This window comes from Bremerella sp. P1, from assembly GCF_028748185.1.
GTDB lineage: Bacteria > Planctomycetota > Planctomycetia > Pirellulales > Pirellulaceae > Bremerella.
In genome coordinates, this window is record NZ_CP118164.1 from 1,196,648 (window position 1) to 1,214,892 (window position 18,245).

At 56.7% G+C, this 18,245-nt stretch carries 18 protein-coding genes; 8 read left to right on the plus strand and 10 right to left on the minus strand.

Translation table 11 applies throughout. The features are described from left to right. Positions 1–146: 146 nt before the first annotated feature. The gene (locus tag PSR63_RS05025; protein ID WP_274331277.1) at positions 147–845 is read left to right on the plus strand and encodes a CHAP domain-containing protein; all 699 of its coding nucleotides are present in this window, start codon (positions 147–149) and stop codon (positions 843–845) included. A gap of 68 nt (positions 846–913) precedes the next feature. Here the strand turns inward: PSR63_RS05025 and PSR63_RS05030 are convergent, their stop codons facing one another. Beyond that, entirely contained in the window at positions 914–1,177 is a 264-nt protein-coding gene (locus PSR63_RS05030; RefSeq protein ID WP_274331279.1) for a hypothetical protein, read from the minus strand. Positions 1,178–1,746: 569 nt separating this feature from the next. Between PSR63_RS05030 and ypfJ the strand changes: the two genes are divergently transcribed. Then, positions 1,747–2,601 (plus strand): KPN_02809 family neutral zinc metallopeptidase, encoded by an 855-nt coding sequence (gene ypfJ / locus PSR63_RS05035; RefSeq protein WP_274331281.1) that lies wholly within the window; start codon positions 1,747–1,749, stop codon positions 2,599–2,601. A 71-nt stretch (positions 2,602–2,672) separates the two neighbouring features. Next, the gene (locus PSR63_RS05040) at positions 2,673–3,494 is read left to right on the plus strand and encodes an alpha/beta hydrolase (RefSeq protein WP_274331283.1); all 822 of its coding nucleotides are present in this window, start codon (positions 2,673–2,675) and stop codon (positions 3,492–3,494) included. Between the two features lie 18 nt (positions 3,495–3,512). On the opposite strand, the gene PSR63_RS05045 is transcribed toward PSR63_RS05040, so the two are convergent. The 3 genes from PSR63_RS05045 to PSR63_RS05055 form a co-directional block, all read right to left on the minus strand. After that, positions 3,513–4,301, minus strand: a complete 789-nt coding sequence (locus tag PSR63_RS05045) for a transporter (protein ID WP_274331285.1) — start codon at positions 4,299–4,301, stop codon at positions 3,513–3,515. 107 nt (positions 4,302–4,408) lie between these two features. Further along, a complete protein-coding gene (locus PSR63_RS05050; protein WP_274331287.1) occupies positions 4,409–5,353 on the minus strand; it encodes a hypothetical protein in 945 nt (314 codons plus the stop codon). 332 nt (positions 5,354–5,685) lie between these two features. After that, a complete protein-coding gene (locus PSR63_RS05055; RefSeq protein ID WP_274331289.1) occupies positions 5,686–6,561 on the minus strand; it encodes an alpha/beta hydrolase in 876 nt (291 codons plus the stop codon). Between the two features lie 181 nt (positions 6,562–6,742). On the opposite strand from PSR63_RS05055, the gene PSR63_RS05060 reads away from it, so the two are divergent. The 3 genes from PSR63_RS05060 (at position 6,743) to PSR63_RS05070 (ending at position 8,920) form a co-directional block, all read left to right on the plus strand. Next, positions 6,743–7,720, plus strand: coding sequence for a YHYH protein (locus tag PSR63_RS05060; RefSeq protein WP_274331291.1), 978 nt, complete (start codon positions 6,743–6,745; stop codon positions 7,718–7,720). Between the two features lie 23 nt (positions 7,721–7,743). Then, complete coding sequence (locus PSR63_RS05065; RefSeq protein WP_274331292.1) at positions 7,744–8,091, plus strand: low molecular weight protein tyrosine phosphatase family protein; 348 nt, start codon at positions 7,744–7,746, stop codon at positions 8,089–8,091. A 64-nt stretch (positions 8,092–8,155) separates the two neighbouring features. Then, entirely contained in the window at positions 8,156–8,920 is a 765-nt protein-coding gene (locus PSR63_RS05070; RefSeq protein WP_274331294.1) for a phytanoyl-CoA dioxygenase family protein, read from the plus strand. Here the strand turns inward: PSR63_RS05070 and PSR63_RS05075 are convergent. Together PSR63_RS05075 and PSR63_RS05080 are read right to left on the minus strand one after the other, a co-directional pair. Next, a complete protein-coding gene (locus PSR63_RS05075; RefSeq protein WP_274331296.1) occupies positions 8,917–9,738 on the minus strand; it encodes an amidohydrolase family protein in 822 nt (273 codons plus the stop codon). The two genes, PSR63_RS05070 and PSR63_RS05075, sit on opposite strands and share 4 nt — an antisense overlap. An 85-nt stretch (positions 9,739–9,823) precedes the next feature. After that, the gene (locus PSR63_RS05080) at positions 9,824–10,213 is read right to left on the minus strand and encodes a YkvA family protein (RefSeq protein WP_274331298.1); all 390 of its coding nucleotides are present in this window, start codon (positions 10,211–10,213) and stop codon (positions 9,824–9,826) included. Between the two features lie 259 nt (positions 10,214–10,472). Between PSR63_RS05080 and PSR63_RS05085 the strand changes: the two genes are divergently transcribed. Then, positions 10,473–12,758: a sulfatase-like hydrolase/transferase gene (locus tag PSR63_RS05085; RefSeq protein ID WP_274331300.1), complete on the plus strand. Its 2,286-nt coding sequence runs from the start codon at positions 10,473–10,475 to the stop codon at positions 12,756–12,758. A gap of 80 nt (positions 12,759–12,838) precedes the next feature. Here PSR63_RS05085 and PSR63_RS05090 read toward each other — a convergent pair whose 3' ends face one another. From PSR63_RS05090 to PSR63_RS05105, 4 genes are all read right to left on the minus strand, one after another. Further along, complete coding sequence (locus PSR63_RS05090) at positions 12,839–13,600, minus strand: hypothetical protein (RefSeq protein WP_274331302.1); 762 nt, start codon at positions 13,598–13,600, stop codon at positions 12,839–12,841. A gap of 318 nt (positions 13,601–13,918) precedes the next feature. Further along, on the minus strand, positions 13,919–14,341 hold the full coding sequence (locus PSR63_RS05095) for a carboxypeptidase-like regulatory domain-containing protein (protein WP_274331304.1): 423 nt from the start codon (positions 14,339–14,341) through the stop codon (positions 13,919–13,921). Between the two features lie 96 nt (positions 14,342–14,437). Further along, positions 14,438–15,433: a DUF1559 family PulG-like putative transporter gene (locus PSR63_RS05100; protein ID WP_274331306.1), complete on the minus strand. Its 996-nt coding sequence runs from the start codon at positions 15,431–15,433 to the stop codon at positions 14,438–14,440. A 410-nt stretch (positions 15,434–15,843) separates the two neighbouring features. Then, positions 15,844–17,058 carry an argininosuccinate synthase gene (locus PSR63_RS05105; RefSeq protein ID WP_274331308.1) on the minus strand — a complete coding sequence of 405 codons (1,215 nt, stop codon included), beginning with the start codon at positions 17,056–17,058 and terminating at the stop codon, positions 15,844–15,846. A gap of 265 nt (positions 17,059–17,323) precedes the next feature. Here PSR63_RS05105 and PSR63_RS05110 point away from each other — a divergent pair, with 265 nt between their 5' ends. Continuing rightward, positions 17,324–18,136 (plus strand): hypothetical protein, encoded by an 813-nt coding sequence (locus tag PSR63_RS05110; protein ID WP_274331310.1) that lies wholly within the window; start codon positions 17,324–17,326, stop codon positions 18,134–18,136. Positions 18,137–18,245: the final 109 nt, after the last annotated feature.

The following is an 18,245-nucleotide window of genomic DNA, read 5'->3' on the forward strand; positions in this document are numbered from 1 at the left end:
TTCACACTGATGGGTGCACGCTTACCGCAATATCTGAGAATTGTGGCAACCATCTCCGTGAGAGGTCGTTAACCGGGAAGACGCCAAGCTCTGCGCGGCGTCTACCGCTTTTCTAACGTACGAATCTCATCGGGGAGGGAACAGATATGCCGGCCTGGACAGTGAAGAACGCGTGGACGCCATCCACGATTCAGTCCTACCGTAATTACGCTAAAACCAATGGTCCACGCCGTGCAGGCAACTTGCGTTCGACCTGCGAGGACCTTTCGATCCGCATGGTGGTCGACTTTGCTGAGCAGAATAATCTGCCGGTATTCTTCGGCAACAACGCCAACTCACAGGGGCTCGACCCGGCCAAGTTCAATTCGAAGGCGGCGTACCTGGACGCAGTGCTCCCTTCGACCGGGGCCAGCGACCTGTTGGACTACAATACCGTCGTGATGGTGAAAGGCGCCCAGAAGGGGAACGCCAACGTCAGCTTGCCGCTGGCCAAGCCAGGCGACCTGATCATCCTGTACCAAGGAGGCGGACACGTCCAAGTCGTCACCTCCGTTACCCCAGGCACCGTGAATATCGTCCAGGGAAACTTTCGCCCATCCTCACAGCGATGCGGCAGAATCGATCGCGTCTGGAATGGCCAGAATCAGAACGATCCGGCATCACGGTGCTACATCGGCGAGATCGTCGCGCAGAAAGCGTACACACGATCTGGCACGCCTCCGAAATGGACATTCACCGGAGGCAGGGATGAATTCTCGAAGGAGGGACGGCTTTGCATCTGGGACTTCGATGGCTGGAACGACTTCGTTCCCAACTATAACCGCGCGAAGGCTACCACGCCGTAAGCGAATCAATGTCACGACCTGAATGTTCAGAACGCCGAGCCATACTCGGCGTTCTGGCATTTTTGCAGTTAAAGCTCAGGCACCTCGAAGTTAATCACCGTGTCCTCATTTTTGATTTCTGCCTGCGTGGGATACTCTTTGAAGATCTGGGTTCCCTCGAGCGCGAACTCGCCATCTTTGACGATCTCAATCGCATCCTCTTCAAAGCCGCAAATCGAGACCTTCATCGGTCCGGCACACACGCCTTCTTCGGTGCGATACACGCCATTCTTGATCGGTGCGTAGCTACCTGGCCCGGTACCTCCCTTTTCGACATCGGGTTCAAACTTCACCAACCCCGAAGGAAGAGGCTGCCCAGCATAGGTGACCGTTCCCGAGACTTGATACCGTGGCGCGTAACTGTCATTACCGCAGCCAGAGAATCCAACGAGCCCGCAAACAGTGGCGAGTATCCAAGCCAGGCAATTTAACGGTTGGCGGCCTCTAACGTAGCAGATATTCATAGCGCATTCCCCTAGAAGATCGCATGCTGCGTCTGCCCCGTCGCATAAGAAAAGATAAAGAAAAGATTGCTTCCCGCGAGTGTTCTTAACTGCGCGGAAGTAGGTTTATATCAGGTATCCGAGTGGCTGGAAAAGGGATGGCCGGCATCCGAATCAACATTTTTGTTTACGGTTTACCGCCACGAGGGTTGAACGTTACCAGAAGCTGAAATTGGGACAACGCGCGTTACCCACGCAAATGGGGAAACAAGGGCCGACAAGCTTTCGTTACGTCGAACCTTTCTGAATTTGTTCATTTTGGTGTCCCATTTGCTCTACGGCTAAGGGACAATCAGTGGTGATTATCGAGATTGCCAGCTGGAACCCTTTTAACGTGGGAATGCTGAGGAGATTCAGGCATGCGATGGCGAGGACGACGCGGTAGCGAGAATGTTGAGGATCGGCGATCTTCCCGTGGCCCGGCAGTGGCTGGCGGCGGAAGTATCTTGGGCATCTTGCTGATCATGCTGCTGGTGTGGCTGCTTGGTGGTAACCCCTTGGCCATTTTGCGCGGACTGGCCGTTCAGCAACCAGGTGGTGCTCCGGCCGAAGTCAATCCGGCCGATGACGAGCGAGCTCAGTTTGTTTCCGTCGTGTTGGCCGATACCGAGGACGTCTGGGGCGAGCAGTTTCAACTAGTCGGCAAGCAGTACCGCGACCCCACGCTGGTCATGTTCCGCGGGACGGTCCAGTCGGCGTGTGGTTTTCAACAAGCGGCGACCGGCCCCTTCTACTGCCCGCTGGACCAAAAGGTATACATCGATCTCAGCTTCTTCGACGAAATGGACAATAACCTGGGGGCTGGAGGTGACTTCGCCCGAGCCTATGTGATCGCTCACGAAGTGGGACATCACGTGCAGAACCTATTGGGCATCAGCGAAGAAGTCCACCGCGCGCGTACGCGAGTCGGCAAAGAGGAAGCCAACGAGCTCTCCGTCCGACAGGAACTTCAAGCCGATTTTCTCGCCGGTGTCTGGGCACACCATGCCCAGCAGAACTGGAACATCCTGGAAGAAGGGGACATCGAAGAAGCCTTGAACGCGGCGACCGCTATTGGTGACGATCGATTGCAAATGGAAGCACGCGGGTACGTTGTGCCTGAGTCCTTCACCCACGGCAGTTCCAAGCAGCGTGCCCGCTGGTTCTATAAAGGTTTAAAGACCGGCGACATGGACCAGGGAGACACGTTCAGCATCCCCTACAACCAGCTTTAGCACGGTCCAGTGGCTTGTGCTACGATAGTTGCTCTCACTCGATTGAATTCTACCTACCGTTGATGAACACCATGATGACTCGCCAGACCTTCCTTCGCGCATTGCTCCTACTCGCTGTTCCTTCCCTGCTATATGCGGAGGATACCGGTTCCAAGCTGGAAACCGACATCCCTTACCGCACGGAAGCTGGCCTGGACGACTACGCCAAACAGCAGTGCCGCGTCGATGTATTTACGCCAGCAAGTAATGGTTTTGCCACCGTGGTTTGGTTTCATGGCGGAGGCCTCGAAGCTGGCGATAAGAAGATCCCCGACTACTTAATGCACAACGGCTACGCGGTCGTCTCGGCCAATTATCGGCATAGCCCCCAGGTGAACGCACCGGTCTACTTGGAAGATGCCGCCGCAGCAGTTGCCTGGACGTTTGCCAACATCCAGAAGTACGGCGGCGATCCCAGCAAGATCTTCATCAGCGGTCACTCGGCCGGCGGCTACCTGACCAGTATGCTGGTGCTCGACGAGCGTTGGCTCAAGCCGCACGGAATTAGTCCGAACGACCTGGCCGGTGCTATCCCCCACAGCGGCCAAACCTTCACGCACTTCACGATCCGCATGGAACGAGGCCTCGGCCGCGAGACTGGTGTCGCCGACGACCTGGCCCCGCTCTATCACGTTCGCAAAGACACGCCACCACTGCTGCTCACCACGGGCGATCGCAACCTGGAATTCCCCTTCCGCTACGAAGAAAACGCCCTGCTCTTCAAAATGCTGGAGTCGGTCAAACACCCCGACGTTCAGCTCTACGAACTACAAGGCTTCACCCACGGCAACATGGTCGAGCCAGGCGTTCTGCTGATGACGCAGTTCATCAAGAAGCACGCGAAGGGCGACTAAAAGCGATCGCCTATGGCCTTAGAAGCGATAGGCGAGTCGAATGTCGTTAAGAAAGTCAGGGGCGGCTTCGTTCACGCCGAACGCGCTGCGCCAGCTAATGGCCCAGCGATCGCTTAAAAGATACGAAAGCCCGCCACCGAGCATGTGCTGACTCGTGTCATCCTGCGAACCGATATCGGCCAGCATTTCCCACGAGACAAACGCACCGACGCGGTCAGTCAGTACCACGTCGTAGCTCAGGCTCTGTTGAATCTGCGTATAGTCATCGCCAAAGACATCGAACAAGGCAAACCCAGTGCGGCCTGTCACCGCCGCCCATGGGCTGACTTGCCACGAGTACATCACTTCGGTCAGGGGCTGAAAGCTATTGAGAGCAAATGGGTTTCCTTCCATCGAAACCGGCAACGCCACATGCACGGCGGTCAGCGGCCGATAGCCATCTTGTCCCCACAGATCGTAAACGACGCCGATGGTCGGATCGAGCGTATTAGTGCTGCCGCCGTCGTTGAAGACAACGCCTGGCCATCCCAAGCGAAGTTCCAACCGGTCGGACAATCCCATTCGCAGCAGCATATCAGGCACCGCGTGCTGCGAGCCAAAACCATTGGGGCCGCGCAAGTACGAATAGCCACCTTCGATTTGAACGCGTCCGCGAGCCATGCGAACCACCTTCTGCGTCCACGTCTGCTCAATCGGGGACGGCTCGGCCGGAGCCCCCCAGCTTGGCTCGGCCAGGAATTCGTTTTGAGTACGATCCATCGGCTGGACGGAATAGACCGGTCCGCCATCGGATGGAAAAACATTCATTTGCTGCGCATGCCCTGTCTCACAACAAGTGACAAGCCCGGCGATGGCCAGGCATGTCGTTGCTGCGGCAAGGGCGCGCTGTTCTAAGCGACGCAAGAGAAGTCCCCCTAGCGATTTCGTCCAGGAGCACTGCTTGCTCGAGATGCCATCGAAGCGGCACTTCCGCCTCCGTTGTTCACGCGTGTTTGTGGCGACACGGAGCGAGGTGTGCTACCAGCCCACGAAGGTCGATGCGTGTTTTGGCTGGCATGCATGGAAGGATGATCGGTCGAATCAAAATCGGATCGAGCCGATGCACTTCGACTTTCCTGGCCGTTCCCAATGGTAAAACCACGGCGAGGTGTTGCGGTGGAAGCGGCAGCCGAGGTGCTGCTGCCGCTCTTGCTGAACGGATTCAAACGCTGCCACCAGCTTACCTTCTCGGCCGGCTTGGACGTGGTCGGTTGCATCGAGGTCGAGGCGAACGATTCCGAAGCAGTTCGAGAAGCTTCAAACGTTGCCGTGCTCACTTCACCATCTGGGGTCCAGCTTCGGACCGATTCGCGCGTCTGACCATTGGGGCCAACGAACGTACGCTCCATGGTGCCACTTGTTCCGTCCCAAGTCCGAACTTGTGTTTGGCTGACCACACGACCGTCGGGCAAGGTCACCATGTGCTGGCGTGTGTAGTTGTTGGGGTCGGTACCCGTGAGCGAACGTTCGTGCTGCCGCATGATGGTTCCATCCGGAGCGGTCCAGGTTTGCGTACGCAGTTGGCTATAACCGTCTTCGGTGTTGATCCGTTCGTAAGACTGCGTCATCTCGCCGCGTGGGTTGGTCACCATATGCTCACGGACAAAACGCCCTTCTTCAGGAGCATCCAAAACCTGCATGGTGTTGGTCACCGTGCCCGCTTGGTTTTGCGTCTGCCGCTGGAAGGTAAATGGCGTCGGTGCCGGGATGGGTTCGGTTGGAAGTGGCTCAACCGGCGGAAGGGGTGTCGTGTCTTGAGCGAACACAGGCGTGACGAACAACAGTGCTACGAGCGAAGATGCGGTGGCAAATTTCGTCATGGAAATGACTACCTTGCTATCCATAAAGGTGGGCGGATCGAACATGCTGACCAATGGACGTTCCGTACTGACAAACGTTTCTTCCAATATCGACGGCGAGACTAGTCGAAGTTCAAGTATTGGAGAATCGCGGCGGGACATTACCGCAAACCGTCGGGAATCGTCCAGATGGATATCGCAATGCACGCTACCAGCGATAGCATCGACGTGCAGATAGCGCAAGCGACTGCATCAAGCAACTTTGATTGGTTGATCCATCGATCCCATCAACCACTTCTCGTTGAAAGGCACAGAAGAACTTGAAAGTCAGACACTTCGTACTTGCCGACGCTCTACTTCAAATGCTGTTTAAAGAACTCGATGGCTCGCTCGCGGGGCTCGCCTTTGTAGAACTCAGCACCGCCGTGGCCACCTCCTTCGATGACGATCAACTCCAGCGGCAGGCCAGCTTCTTTGTAGACCGTTTGAATTCGCTGCGATTGATCCAGTAGGACCGTGTTGTCCTTGTCGCCGTGAATGACCAGAAACGGTGGGTCGTCTTCGGTTACGTGGAACGCGGCCGAAGCCTGTTTGGCCAGTTCGACCTTTTCGTCGGCTCCGCCGCCTAACAGTTTGTAGACGACTGAGCCCTTCTTATTCGCGCGGTGTGGCTGCGTCTTCGAACGGAGGACGAAGTCGGTCGCTCCGTAGTAGTCGACCACGGCCGCAACGCGTGACGACTGATCGAGGTTGCCGCCGACGTCTCCTTCCAGCGCCTTCACCTCTCCGGAAGTTCCCATCAGCGCGGCCAGGTGACCACCGGCGCTGGAGCCAGCAACACCGATCTTCTCGGTCGAGTAGCCATACTTGTCGGCATTGGCTCGTAGCCAACGCACGGCCGCTTTGCAGTCTTGGATCTGGGCTGGGAACGTGGCTTTATCGGTTAATCGATACGAGATGCTCGCGACGGCCATGCCATGATCGTTTAGCCACGTGACAGGGCAACCCTCCTTACTGCCGCCCTGCCAGCCACCGCCGTGGATCCACACGACCAGCGGAGCGTCCTTCTTCTGCGGCAAGTAGAGGTCCAACTTCAAGCTATGCCCATCAACCTCGGCGAACTCGATGTTCTTGATGACCTTCTTCTCTTGTTCCGCCTGCAGCGTGGTTGTCGCGATCAACAGTACGGCGGCGGTCAAAGTCATTAGCAGAGGGCGGGCACAGATCATGGCAGATTCCTAGGCATCAAACGCAATTGCGCAAGGTGTGTAGTGGAAAAGGACTTAGGCCGATCTTAAAGTGACTTTCTGCGAATTTCTACCCAATAGGGCGGAACAATTCTCTCGCACCTCGGTTTCATAACCGATATACTGCTAAACCAGTAGAGAGCAATCTACGGGAGATTTACCTATGACGCGCAAATACCATCTTGTAATCCTCATGTTCCTCGCGATCATACTCGGGGCCGGGCCGATGCTCGCGCAACTGGCACCTCGCATGCGACGGCACTTGGTGACTCAGGCGAAAGCATTACGGCTCATTCCCGCCGATAGCCAGCCTCCGGGTCAAAACCAAGTCTCCATTGAGGTGGTTGGTAACGAGCGAGTCATTCGGGCCAATGGTATTCCCGATCATCGGACCGGTTCGTTCCCGAACCATGGCAACCCCAACGGAATTACTCAGCAGCAGTATGTTTTTCATCTGCCGGCCGAGCCCAAGCCGGCCAGTCAAATCACTCCCCTGCGAATGCAGAACTTTGGCATTGGCGTCAACGGCGTTCCTTTCGATCCAGGTGCTGCCGAGTGGTACAACGGCGATCCGCGCGGCGGCTGGCAGTATGAAGCCCTGTCAGGGGCCGTGTCGCTGGGTATCGATGCCAATCATGCCCACGTGCAACCGACCGGTGCGTATCACTACCACGGACTGCCGAGCGATTTGCTGAAAAGCCTGAACGTACAACGTGGCAAGCATTCGCCGATCGTTGGCTGGGCCGCCGATGGTTTTCCAATTTATGCCCTGTACGGCTTTCAAGATCCGAACAATCCCGAAAGCGAAATTGTCCAGCTGGAATCTTCCTTCCGGCTGAAGAAAGGGCGTCGTCCCAGTACCGACAATCAGCCAGGCGGTCGTTATGACGGTACGTTCGTTCAGGACTACGAATACGTCGAAGGGCATGGTGACCTGGACGAGTGCAACGGCCGATTCGCCGTCACGCCTGAGTATCCGGAAGGAACGTATGCCTACTACCTGACCAACCATTGGCCGGTAATCCCCCGCAACTATCGCGGTACCCCGTCCGATGATTTTCGTCGCGGCCCCGGGGGAGGACGCCCGGGTTTTGGACCTCCGGGTGGTCGACCGGGCTTTGGTCCACCGCCGCGGCGATAGCAGTCCCTCAGAAGGAACAGAGCGTGACGTCCCCCACGAAGATCTTGTTTATCTGCTCGAAGAACCTTTGGCGAAGTCCAACGGCAGAGCGGGTCTATTGTAATGACCCGCGACTCGCGGTTCGCTCGCGCGGCCTTAGCCCCAAGGCCGCGCGGCGGATCTCGCCAGATGACTTGCGTTGGGCCGACGTGGTCTTCGTCATGGAGTACGAACACCTGGCCAAATTACGTTCGCTCTACCGCAATGCACTCGGCCAAAGGCCTGTGCATGTCTTGGAAATACCTGACAAGTATCAGTTCATGGATCCCAAACTGGTCAAGCTGATTCAGGAAGGCGTCGAGTCGTTCCTGAGCGAATCTCCTGTTGAGTAGATCCTCTCGGCGAAGCGTTCTCATGTTGGCTAGAATGATGGGATCGAGTTCCCGATCGCAATGATTGACGCTCGATCTCGTCAATGTCTCTCCTACTTCGCCGACCACCATGTCAGACCTTTACGCATCCCTCGAAAAAGATGGCTACGCGATGCTGCCCGGCATCTTTTCAGCCGACCAAATGCATGATCTTGGTACGCGGTTGATCGCAGCACTCGAGGCCCACCCCGGACCGGCCGTTCTCGAGAGCCGCGGACGGATCTATGGTTCGCGCAATCTGCTGGCTGCCGCTGCCTGGCTGATCGATCTGGCACGCACGCCGCCGCTGGCGGAAGTACTGCACCAGACGCTGGGCGCGGAAGTCGGCCTGGTACGAGGACTGTATTTCGACAAGCCGCCCGATCGCAGTTGGTCGCTGCCGTGGCATCGTGATCGCACGATTGCGGTCACGGACAACACGATTATCAGCGAGCACTTTGACAACCCGACTCAGAAAGCCGGTATCGCTCATCTGGAAGCCTCCGACCAGTTGCTCGCGAGCATGCTCACCCTGCGGATTCACCTCGACGCGATGACCCCTGTGAACGGCCCGCTGTCGGTCATCCCAGGCTCGCACCTATTAGACGCCACGAAAGAAGAGCCGCCAGTCATTCTCGCCGCCCAGGCCGGCGACGTCCTGGCCATGCGGCCGCTCGTTTCGCACGCCAGCAGCATGTCGAAAGAAGGCATTACCGCGCATCGTCGGATCGTGCACTTGGAGTTCGCCGCGTCACCAGAACTGCCCGATGGGGTGCGGTGGCATGACTTTCTTAGCATCGAAGATCGTTAGTTCACGACCTTACCATCCACCACGTCCAGCTTGAAAAGCCGAGCCGCGTTCTGCCACATGATCAGCTCTAAACTCTTCTCCGGAAGGCCGAGCCCACGGATAAACTTAAGATAGCTCTTCATGCCGCAGATGGGCCAGTCGGTGCCATACAGCAGGTACTTCGGTTCGCCTGCGTACAGGATCATCTCGCGGATCTCTTGCAGCATGAACTGCTCGAAGCGGTCCTCGAAGTCCCCCAGCACCAGCCCGCTGATGTCGGCGTGGGCGTTTTCATTCTTGTAGACCACTTCCATGCAATCGCGAATCCACGGATTGCCAACGTGACAGATGACGAGTTTCAAATCGGGGTAGTCGACCGCCACGTCATCGATATGTAGCGGATGCGAGTAACGTACCTTGCCGGTTGGGCTGTACGTATCGCCGCTATGGATCATCACCGGCACGTCGAACTCGATCGCTAAGTCGTAGATGACCTGTAAACGTTTATCGTGCGGGTAGAAGGGCTCGTACCCGGGATACAGCTTCAACCCTTTCACGAGGCCGTCGCGGAGGAAGTCGGCCATTTCGCGGAGGTCGCGCTCTTTGTAATGCAGATAGCTGATGCCGGCGACGACGGCGATGTTATCGAAATCACGCGTCGCCTGAACGACGTCACGCGTTGCCGGCCTATGAGGCGTGATCTTGTAGGAGCTAAGCACCAAGGCATAGTCGACACTATTGGCCGACATATCTTCCTGCAGATGATCGAGGCACTCGGTGATCGAGCGAACGCGTTCCTCGTGATAATTATTCAGATGCGTGTGACAATCGATGATCATCGGCTTCTCTCCTTCGCGGTGATTCTTGTAGCGTAGAGCCTACCGCTTAGGAGAGCAAATTTTGTTCCGCGTTGCTAGTCGAACATCAGGATGCTGCCGCGGCTGGTTGGCTCGTTTTTCCATCGACCGTGTTCGACATTTTCGCATCGCGGTACTTCTTCAGCTCAAACGCCAGCGTCGCGACGGCTGCCAGAATCACGGCCGCGTCGTCGGTCAGACCAATCAGGGGAAGCAGATCCGGCACACCATCCAGCGGCGAGACCAAATAGAGCACCGCCCCGATGGCGATCGCTTTCGAGGTCCAACTGGCATTGGGATCGACAATCATCTTCCACAGGGAAAGCACATCGTCCCAGATCTTCATGATGGGTCCACGATTCATACCGGAAAGCTTCTCGCGAATCTTCTGAACATCTTCCGGCGATGCCTTTTCGGCATATTCATGCAGCCGATCGTAGGCTTCAGATTTACTCATAGGGATTCCTCCAATTTCAAGGGAATCGTACTCGCGACCAGGCAAATGTCCAGGCATTTCCCCGTCAGAAACACCCCGCGCATACGGTCCCTCAGCAAGTTATTCGTCGCAGGAAAACGAATCTTGGACCGAATTGGCCCAAATTCTGGCAGGTTCGCCATCGCTTGCCAGGCGTCCGTAGATCGAGCGGGCAGCGTAAATTATCATACGTGGAACCTACTCCCCTGCCCCGTTGGCTTCATTCCACCAGGCCTCCTTCATGCAATTCTCGCGACTTGCCCTTGGTATTGTTCTGCTCGCCGCTACCAGCATTTTTGCTGACGAGCGTCCCAACATCATCTTGATCATGGCCGACGACCTAGGCGTCGAAGGGCTCGGCTGTTACGGCGGCACGAGCTACAAGACCCCTAATCTCGACCGCTTGGCCGGCGAAGGGCAGCAGTTCATGCACGCCTATGCCCAGCCGCTATGCACCAATACCCGCGTCCAGTTGATGACCGGCAAGTACAACAATCGGAACTGGAAATTCTTCGGTATTCTCGATCCCAGCGAACGCACCTTCGGTCACTTCATGAAGCAGGCCGGCTATCAAACATGCATGGCCGGCAAGTGGCAACTGCAAAGCTATGACCCGCCTGACTACCCCGGCGCTCAGATGCGGCGCGATACTGGCATGAAGGTCGAGGATGCCGGCTTCGATTCTTACAACATGTTTCATAGCGGACACACCGAGCTGAAGGGTTCTCGCTACGCCAACCCAACACTCAACATCAACGGTACCCTGCACGAAGATATCGATGGCAAGTACGGTCCTGATCTGTGGGTCGACTTCATCAACGACTACGTCCGCGAGGCCAGCCAGAAAGATCAGCCTTTCTTCGTCTACTACCCCATGGCCTTGCCGCACTGGCCGATGGTCCCAACGCCAGACAGCAAGGAGTGGTCCGACCCGAGCCGTCGCCTGGAAGAAGATACCCGCTACTTCGCCGACATGGTTGCTTACACCGATAAGTGTGTCGGCAAGATTGTCGACAATGTCGATGCCCTCGGATTGAAGGAGTCGACGCTCATTCTCTTCTATAGCGATAACGGCACGCACGTCAAAATCACGTCGCAAACGAACAGCGGCCCCGTCGCTGGCGGCAAAGGCTCGACGACCAACGCCGGCACACACGTACCGTTGATTGCTCGTTGGCCCGGTCACATTACCCCTGGTAAGAATAACAACCTGGTCGACTCAACCGATTTCCTGCCGACGCTATTGGAAGCCGCTCGGCAGCAGAAGCTAACGCCAGGAGGCATCGACGGGATCAGCTTCTATCCGCAATTGCTTGGCCAGGCATCAGACGTTCGGCCCTGGGTGTTCTGTCACTACGACCCGCGTCCAGGCTGGGACAAGGATCAGTTCGCACACATTCGCTTTGCCCGCGATAAGCAGTTCAAGTTGTACGACGACAGTAAGCTGTTTGACGTTTCCGCCGATCCGCTGGAGCAAAGCCCCCTCAGCCCCGTAGCGGAACCTGCGGCGGCGACTGCGGCTCGGCAAGCGTTGGGTACGGTCCTCGCCCAGATGCCCAACCCAGAACCAGCCCCGCGTGATCCACTGCATTTCCAAGCGACGAAGCAGGCCGAGTTCGTTCCCCCCGCAAGCAAACTCGAAGTCGTCTACAGCGGCGGCACCTTCACCGAAGGTCCGACCGTCGCGGCTGACGGAGCGATCTTGTTCAGCGACGTGCGGGAAAGCAAAACACTGCGATATGATCCGAAATCGGGGAAGACGACAGTCTTCCGAGCCGACTCGAATAACTCGAACGGCATGATGCACGACGCCCAGGGACGCTTGCTTTCCTGCGAAGGCGCTGGCGGAGGCCCGCGTCGCGTTTCGATTCGATCGCTTGACGGTAAGGTCACCACCGTCGTCGACAACTGGCAAGGCAAGCACTTCCACAGCCCCAACGACGTGGCCATCGCTCCGAACGGAACTGTTTACTTCACCGACCCGCGTTATGGTGGCAATTCCCCGAAGGAGATCGACTTCGAGGGAGTCTACTTCATTCGCAATGGCAAAGCCCACGTTGCCAGCGACAAGATCCAGCGTCCCAACGGCATCTTGATCTCGCAGGACGGCACCACCGCTTACGTGGCCGATAACAACAACCAGTTCGGTGGAGCCCGGTCGCTACTGAAAATGCCGATCGAAAAGGACGGCACCTTCGGCCCGGCGATCAAACTGTTTGACTTTGGTATGGGACGCCGCGGCATCGACGGCATGGCCATGGACCAACAAGGCAACATCTACGCCACCGCCGGCCAGGGGGACGACGCAGGCGTCTACGTCTTCAGCCCCACCGGTGAGCAATTAGCCGTGATCAAGGTACCTGATGTCCCCACCAACTGCATCTTCGGTGGACCCGACGAACCGAACGCACTTTACATCACCGCCCAAACCGAGCCCAACGAACAAGGCAAGACAAGCTTTGGGCTGTTTCGTATAGAGCTGGGCAAGGAAGGTTATCGGATCTTTCCACCGGCACGGCGGCGATAAGCATCGCCAGCGCGCATACGAACACACTGCCACGAAGGCTATTGCGAGCCGTTGGTCTGAGGTTCACATTGTCTGCCGCTTCATCGCGGAGGCCCGCGTCCCGGCAAGCGTTTTGCGCTGCGCCGTGGGCGACCTTGCCTATGCGTGGATGACGTTCGTCTTGCAAGCGACCGATTCGACTTCGGTCTGGGCGTGATAATTATGTCTGCGGGGGCGTGCTCTTGGTTATTCTGCTTAAGAACCTTAGCCCGTGAGCGTACAGAGGATTTCTTCGAGCTGCCTGAGGGGTTGTCGCTCCAATGACTACTCGCCGGAGCGCTTTGTTGGTGCCGCCGCATTTTCTTGAGCAGTTTCTTCAGCCGCCCCACTTCACTCCCTTGTCGGTCGAGCACCTTGAGGTGAAACGTGACCCAGGCCAGCGCGCGGTCGAGTTGATGACTGGTCGGCACCCTGAGCCCGTCGATGGTGGTGCCGGCGAAACTTACTGGTTGCGGTTCTTTCGGACGTCGGGGACGCGGCGGCCTGATCTTTTGGTGACGGGTAGCGTCTGGATGATCTTCGACCGCGATCGGCACATCAGAAACAGGCACATGCGGGACAGGTTCCTTGCCGTGGCATGCTTGCTCCCCCGATTCTTCGGGGACATGTGTCTTTTCGACATGCGTATCTTGCGATGGATGACCGACCGCAATCACCAGCTGCCCCACGACCTCGGCAGGCACCTGGACCATTGTCCCGCAGGCCGAGCAGAGGAAGTACTTGCCAGCGCGCACGACAACCTGCGGCTTACTCTCTGGCGAGAGCTGGCCGCTTTGTTCGGATTGTGCGATGGGCGATGACATGGCGATACTCGTTGCACTCGTGTGACACGCAACTCCAGCCAGCATGAATTGGGTACTGGTGAGCCACAAAGAATGGGGCTCGAAGACACTGGATAGAGGCCAGCGGCACACGGATGAAAAGGATGGCTTGCGGGGAACGTCCCCAGGCATGGCTTAGGTATACCAGCCTGATGGTCTTGGAAGATAGTGCGCGCGCAACTTTTTTACAGGGCGTCGAAAAGACGCGAGAGAAACGGCGTGACCTGCGAAGTGTCACGGCGAGTGCCACTGCCGAAATTGGCAGTGGCGTTGCGGTATACGGCCCTGGGCGAAGAACTTTTAAGTTTCGACCTGGATATCGAGATTCACGACCGAGTCACCCAGCTCGGCGGTAATTCCACTCTTGCTCGGAACGGAATACTTGCCGTAATTCGTAGGGGCACCTTTGACCTTCTCTTCGACCGACAGGCCGGTCTCGTCGGTCACCGTTTTGCCACCCGGTGGAAGAACGGCGACATGATAGTTACCTCGCTTGAGCGGAGCGAACTCAGGCGGCAAGTATTCGTAGGTCCCGTCGGCGGACGTTCGCGTGGTGAACGAGTAGTCGCCGCCAACCTCTGTGAACCGAACCTGGACGCCTTCGGGAGCCGGAGCTCCGTCGAGCGTGACATTTCCTTTCACGCCTTTGAGACCTGTCTGGGCCTCTTGGCATCCGGCCACTGTAGCCGCTAATAGCATGATGAAAAAGAATAAACGCTTCACGATAGCTGTTCCTTGGATCTCACTGAGAGATAGTTATTACGGGAATCTCAAGTGCTGCTGGTGACCAACAGCACGTTTCAATACGAGAGCCGATTTCTAACTTCCCGCGATGACCTGGCCATCGTCTCGAGTCGCTTGATATTTCAGAACATCAAGGTCGATCGTCTCGGAAATGAACTCGACGTGGCCGTCCGAGAACACACCCATCACCCCGCCTGGATGTTCCGAAAGCAGCGGGTTATTTGGGCCATAGTTGCCGTTGATCCCATCCAGATCAAAGTTCCTCGTATTGGGTGCGTAGCGAATGGTAGTGAGGTTGAACGTACGGATCCCGGTCGGCGTGCCGCCTCCATTGGTTCCCATCAACCAGCCATGAGAAATACCACTGCCAGTCATCAACACGTTGGGCCCCGGAATATTAGCGAACGAGCTTGAATTGGCAGTAAACATCCGTCCTCCCAATTCACTGATGACCAGCGTGTTACTGGTCCCATCCGTGGCATCACGGAAGCGAATGTTCTTGTTTGCCACCAACATACCGCCAGCAGCGGCGGTGCCATTGTTGTGACCTCCGGAGTGGGAACAGCAATCAAATCCGGTGACCGTCCGCGTTTCGGTGTAGTTGGAGTTGTTGATCACGGCGCCGGCAATGCCGATATAGGTGGAAGCGGAATCCCATGCATTGGTAGGCACATCCGAGGCGTCTCCCGGAAAGGATGGACACACCATCGACGCTGGCGTCTCGCCGATCAAAACACCGCTGTTCGCACTCCAACCGCAATGGGCAACCGAAAAGTTGAGTTGGTCATACAACGCCCCTTGCTCAATGAAAGGCAATAAGCCTCCCCAGAAGGAAGGCCCAAACGAACTGCTGACGCCTACCCGACTTCCAAAAGGGAAGGCCAAAAACGTGTCGTGATAGTTGTGCAGCGCAACGCCAACCTGTTTCAGATTGTTGGAACACGACATCCGCCGAGCCGCTTCGCGGGCCTGCTGAACGGCGGGAAGCAGAAGGGCGATTAAGACGCCAATAATGGCAATCACAACTAGTAGCTCGACCAGCGTAAAGCCAGACGTATGAGAGCGTCGCATAGGGAGGGTCCTTCAAGAACTAGAAAAACAATGGCAGAAATGATTTCGAGATCTCATGAAGGGGGTGTACCCGCCAATCTATGTAGTTTCGCGGGATAGTCAAGTTAATAATCTCAAACAAATTGACTATTAGGAAACACGTAGCGCAAGCAATCGTTAACTTGCTAACTGCTAAGAGCTTAGGCGAAGAGGCAGTCTGGGCGTTTTTTCCCTGGCGGCTAACGACTAATTGTTTGCCGCTGGTAAGTACCTGCTTAGAACCATCGTCAGTGCATCTCATACGAAAGTGCCCGGCGAGGCCTCGTTTTTCGATAAACTGCCAAGCTACTACCGAGCGAATAAAAAAAGGCAGCCGAGCGATTCGCTCGGCTGCCTTGAGAACTTATTTTCAATGTTCAATCGCCAGGCGATTAGTAAGCCCGAGGCGTGACTCGGCCTTGGACTCGGCTCGGCAGACCTTGGATTCGCAGGAAGCCTTCGGCGTCGTCCTGGTTGTAGCTGCCGCCCCCTTCCATGGTGGCGATGCCTTCGTCGTAAAGGCTGAATTCGCTGGAGCGGCTGGCGACGATGATGTTGCCTTTGTAGAGCTGCAGCGTAACTTCGCCGGTGCACTTCTGCATGGCGTTTTCGATGAAGGCCAGCAGGGCGTCGAGCTTGGCGTTGTACCAGAAGCCGTTGTAGACGTCTTCGGCCACGATCGGCTTCAGCTGGTCACGCAGGTGAATCAGGTCGCGGTCCAGGGTCAGCTGTTCGACGTTCAGTAGCGCGTCGTACAGGATGGTCATGCCAGGGGCTTCATACACACCGCGGCTCTTCATGCCGACGAAGCGGTTCTCGACCATGTCGATGCGGCCGACGCCGTTACGACCGCCGATTTCATTCAGCTTGGTCACGACTTCCAGCGCGGTGCACTTCTCGCCGTTGACGTGGGTTGGCACGCCCTTTTCGACCTTGATGGTCACGGTCTCTGGCTTGTCAGGAGCATCTTGCGGGCTGACGGTCATGCCGAAGTCGACCAGTTCGACACCGTTGACAGTCAAGTCTTCCAGCTCGCCAGCTTCGTAGCTGATGTGCAGGACGTTCTCGTCGCTGCTGTACGGCTTGGCGGTCGAAGCTTTGACTGGGATGTTCTTTTCGTTGCAGTAAGCGATCAGTTCGGTTCGGCCTGGGAATGCCTTGCGGAACTTTTCAATTCGCCAAGGTGCGATCACCTTCACGGTTGGATCCAAGGCTTCCGCGGCCAGTTGGAAACGGCACTGATCGTTACCCTTACCGGTCGCACCGTGAGCATAGGCATCGGCACCAACTTCCTTGGCAACTTGCAGACACAGCTTCGAGATCAGCGGGCGAGCGATCGAGGTACCCAGCAGGTAGATCGATTCGTACTTGGCTTGCCACTGCAGAACCGGGAAAGCGAAGTCACGGCACATCTCTTCACGGCCGTCGACAATCCGGGACGACACGGCGCCACAGTCCTTTGCCTTCTGCAGAATGGCCTCGCGATCCTCGCAGGGCTGGCCCAAATCGACGTACACAGCGTGCACATCGTAACCTTCGTCTTGCAGCCATCCCAAAATGACCGACGTATCGAGACCACCAGAGTAAGCAAGAACACAGCTAGGCATTTTTTGATGCTCGCAAGCGAATGGACAATGAAGTAAATAGCGGCCCCACCTCAAATCTTGTCCCCTCGCCCCTGAGGGGAGAGGGTTAGGGTGAGGGGCCGAACCAGGGACACGCTTTCCCTACCCAAACAGAGAAAGCCCTGGAACAAGAGGTTCATTTTCGACTAGGGGGCCAGTGGTGGCAAGGGGCTGTTTGACATAAGTCAGCCGAGGGAATAGCCTTGGGCCAACTTGGTAATCAACCGCCCCTTAGGCCGCCTGTAATATGAATGAAACCAACGAAGAGGGCTCATCGGCTGATGCGGCTGCGGTGAATCCTTACGCCACTCCCCGCTCAGAAACGGGGAAATTGGCCGAAACCGTGGATCAATCTTTTCGACCTCGTACGGTTCCTCTGTTTTGCGGCGTCCTTCTGGGGCTGCTGGCAGAATACGTTGGCTTCTTGGCTTTGCATTCGGGAATGGATCTTACTCCGGCCACGATGGTCATGACCTTTCTGGAATTGAGCAAAGGGATGCTTGCCGGCATCGGAGTTGGTATTTTCGTCGACTCGCTACTTCAGAAGAAGGTCTCGCTGCTCGCTCCGGGACATTGGTTTTTGCTTTTGATGGTTGCCTCGCGGGCAGCCCAGTTCGGGTCGGATGTGTGGGGCACCGGCGAAGACATTGAAATCGGGTTCACATCGTTTGGCATGTGGTATGTTGTCCAGACGACGATCAACCAAACGCTGGTGCTGTTGCTGCTAACGCCGATCGCATTGACGACCGCTGAACCGCTTTACTGGAAAGCTTTGGCATGGTCGATCCTGGCCTTCGGCGTCGTGGTACTCCTTCAATTTCCCGCTGCCATGCTCGACCAACTGGCGGTGCTGGGAATGATCTCACACATCCTGTTGATCGCGTCCACGTTCGGAGGCTTTATACTGGGCGTCGCCATCTTTGTTCTCGCAATCGGCGAACTTGCGCTCGATCGGCCGCGAGCCAAAAGCCGTGATCGATATCATTGGATCGGCATCTTCGGACCGGCTGGGCTGACCTTCCTGATGATTGTTCTCGGAATAGGTTTTGGTTACGCGTAAACACGCGAAAGCATCGTCGGTTAAAACTCAGAAAGGTTACTGCTCGAACGGGTCCGATGGACGCCGCATCATGATCGCAGCAAACACGACGACGCCACCCAGGACGAAC

Excerpts from the sequence above, each read along its gene's own strand:
- PSR63_RS05025 (WP_274331277.1), top strand. The coding sequence starts at position 147 with ATGCCGGCCTGGACAGTGAAGAACGCGTGGACGCCATCCACGATTCAG.
- ypfJ (WP_274331281.1), top strand. The coding sequence starts at position 1,747 with ATGCGATGGCGAGGACGACGCGGTAGCGAGAATGTTGAGGATCGGCGA.
- PSR63_RS05040 (WP_274331283.1), top strand. The coding sequence starts at position 2,673 with ATGATGACTCGCCAGACCTTCCTTCGCGCATTGCTCCTACTCGCTGTT.
- PSR63_RS05045 (WP_274331285.1), bottom strand. The coding sequence starts at position 4,301 with ATGAATGTTTTTCCATCCGATGGCGGACCGGTCTATTCCGTCCAGCCG.
- PSR63_RS05050 (WP_274331287.1), bottom strand. The coding sequence starts at position 5,353 with ATGACGAAATTTGCCACCGCATCTTCGCTCGTAGCACTGTTGTTCGTC.
- PSR63_RS05055 (WP_274331289.1), bottom strand. The coding sequence starts at position 6,561 with ATGATCTGTGCCCGCCCTCTGCTAATGACTTTGACCGCCGCCGTACTG.
- PSR63_RS05060 (WP_274331291.1), top strand. The coding sequence starts at position 6,743 with ATGACGCGCAAATACCATCTTGTAATCCTCATGTTCCTCGCGATCATA.
- PSR63_RS05075 (WP_274331296.1), bottom strand. The coding sequence starts at position 9,738 with ATGATCATCGATTGTCACACGCATCTGAATAATTATCACGAGGAACGC.
- PSR63_RS05080 (WP_274331298.1), bottom strand. The coding sequence starts at position 10,213 with ATGAGTAAATCTGAAGCCTACGATCGGCTGCATGAATATGCCGAAAAG.
- PSR63_RS05085 (WP_274331300.1), top strand. The coding sequence starts at position 10,473 with ATGCAATTCTCGCGACTTGCCCTTGGTATTGTTCTGCTCGCCGCTACC.
- PSR63_RS05090 (WP_274331302.1), bottom strand. The coding sequence starts at position 13,600 with ATGTCATCGCCCATCGCACAATCCGAACAAAGCGGCCAGCTCTCGCCA.
- PSR63_RS05100 (WP_274331306.1), bottom strand. The coding sequence starts at position 15,433 with ATGCGACGCTCTCATACGTCTGGCTTTACGCTGGTCGAGCTACTAGTT.
- PSR63_RS05105 (WP_274331308.1), bottom strand. The coding sequence starts at position 17,058 with ATGCCTAGCTGTGTTCTTGCTTACTCTGGTGGTCTCGATACGTCGGTC.
- PSR63_RS05110 (WP_274331310.1), top strand. The coding sequence starts at position 17,324 with ATGAATGAAACCAACGAAGAGGGCTCATCGGCTGATGCGGCTGCGGTG.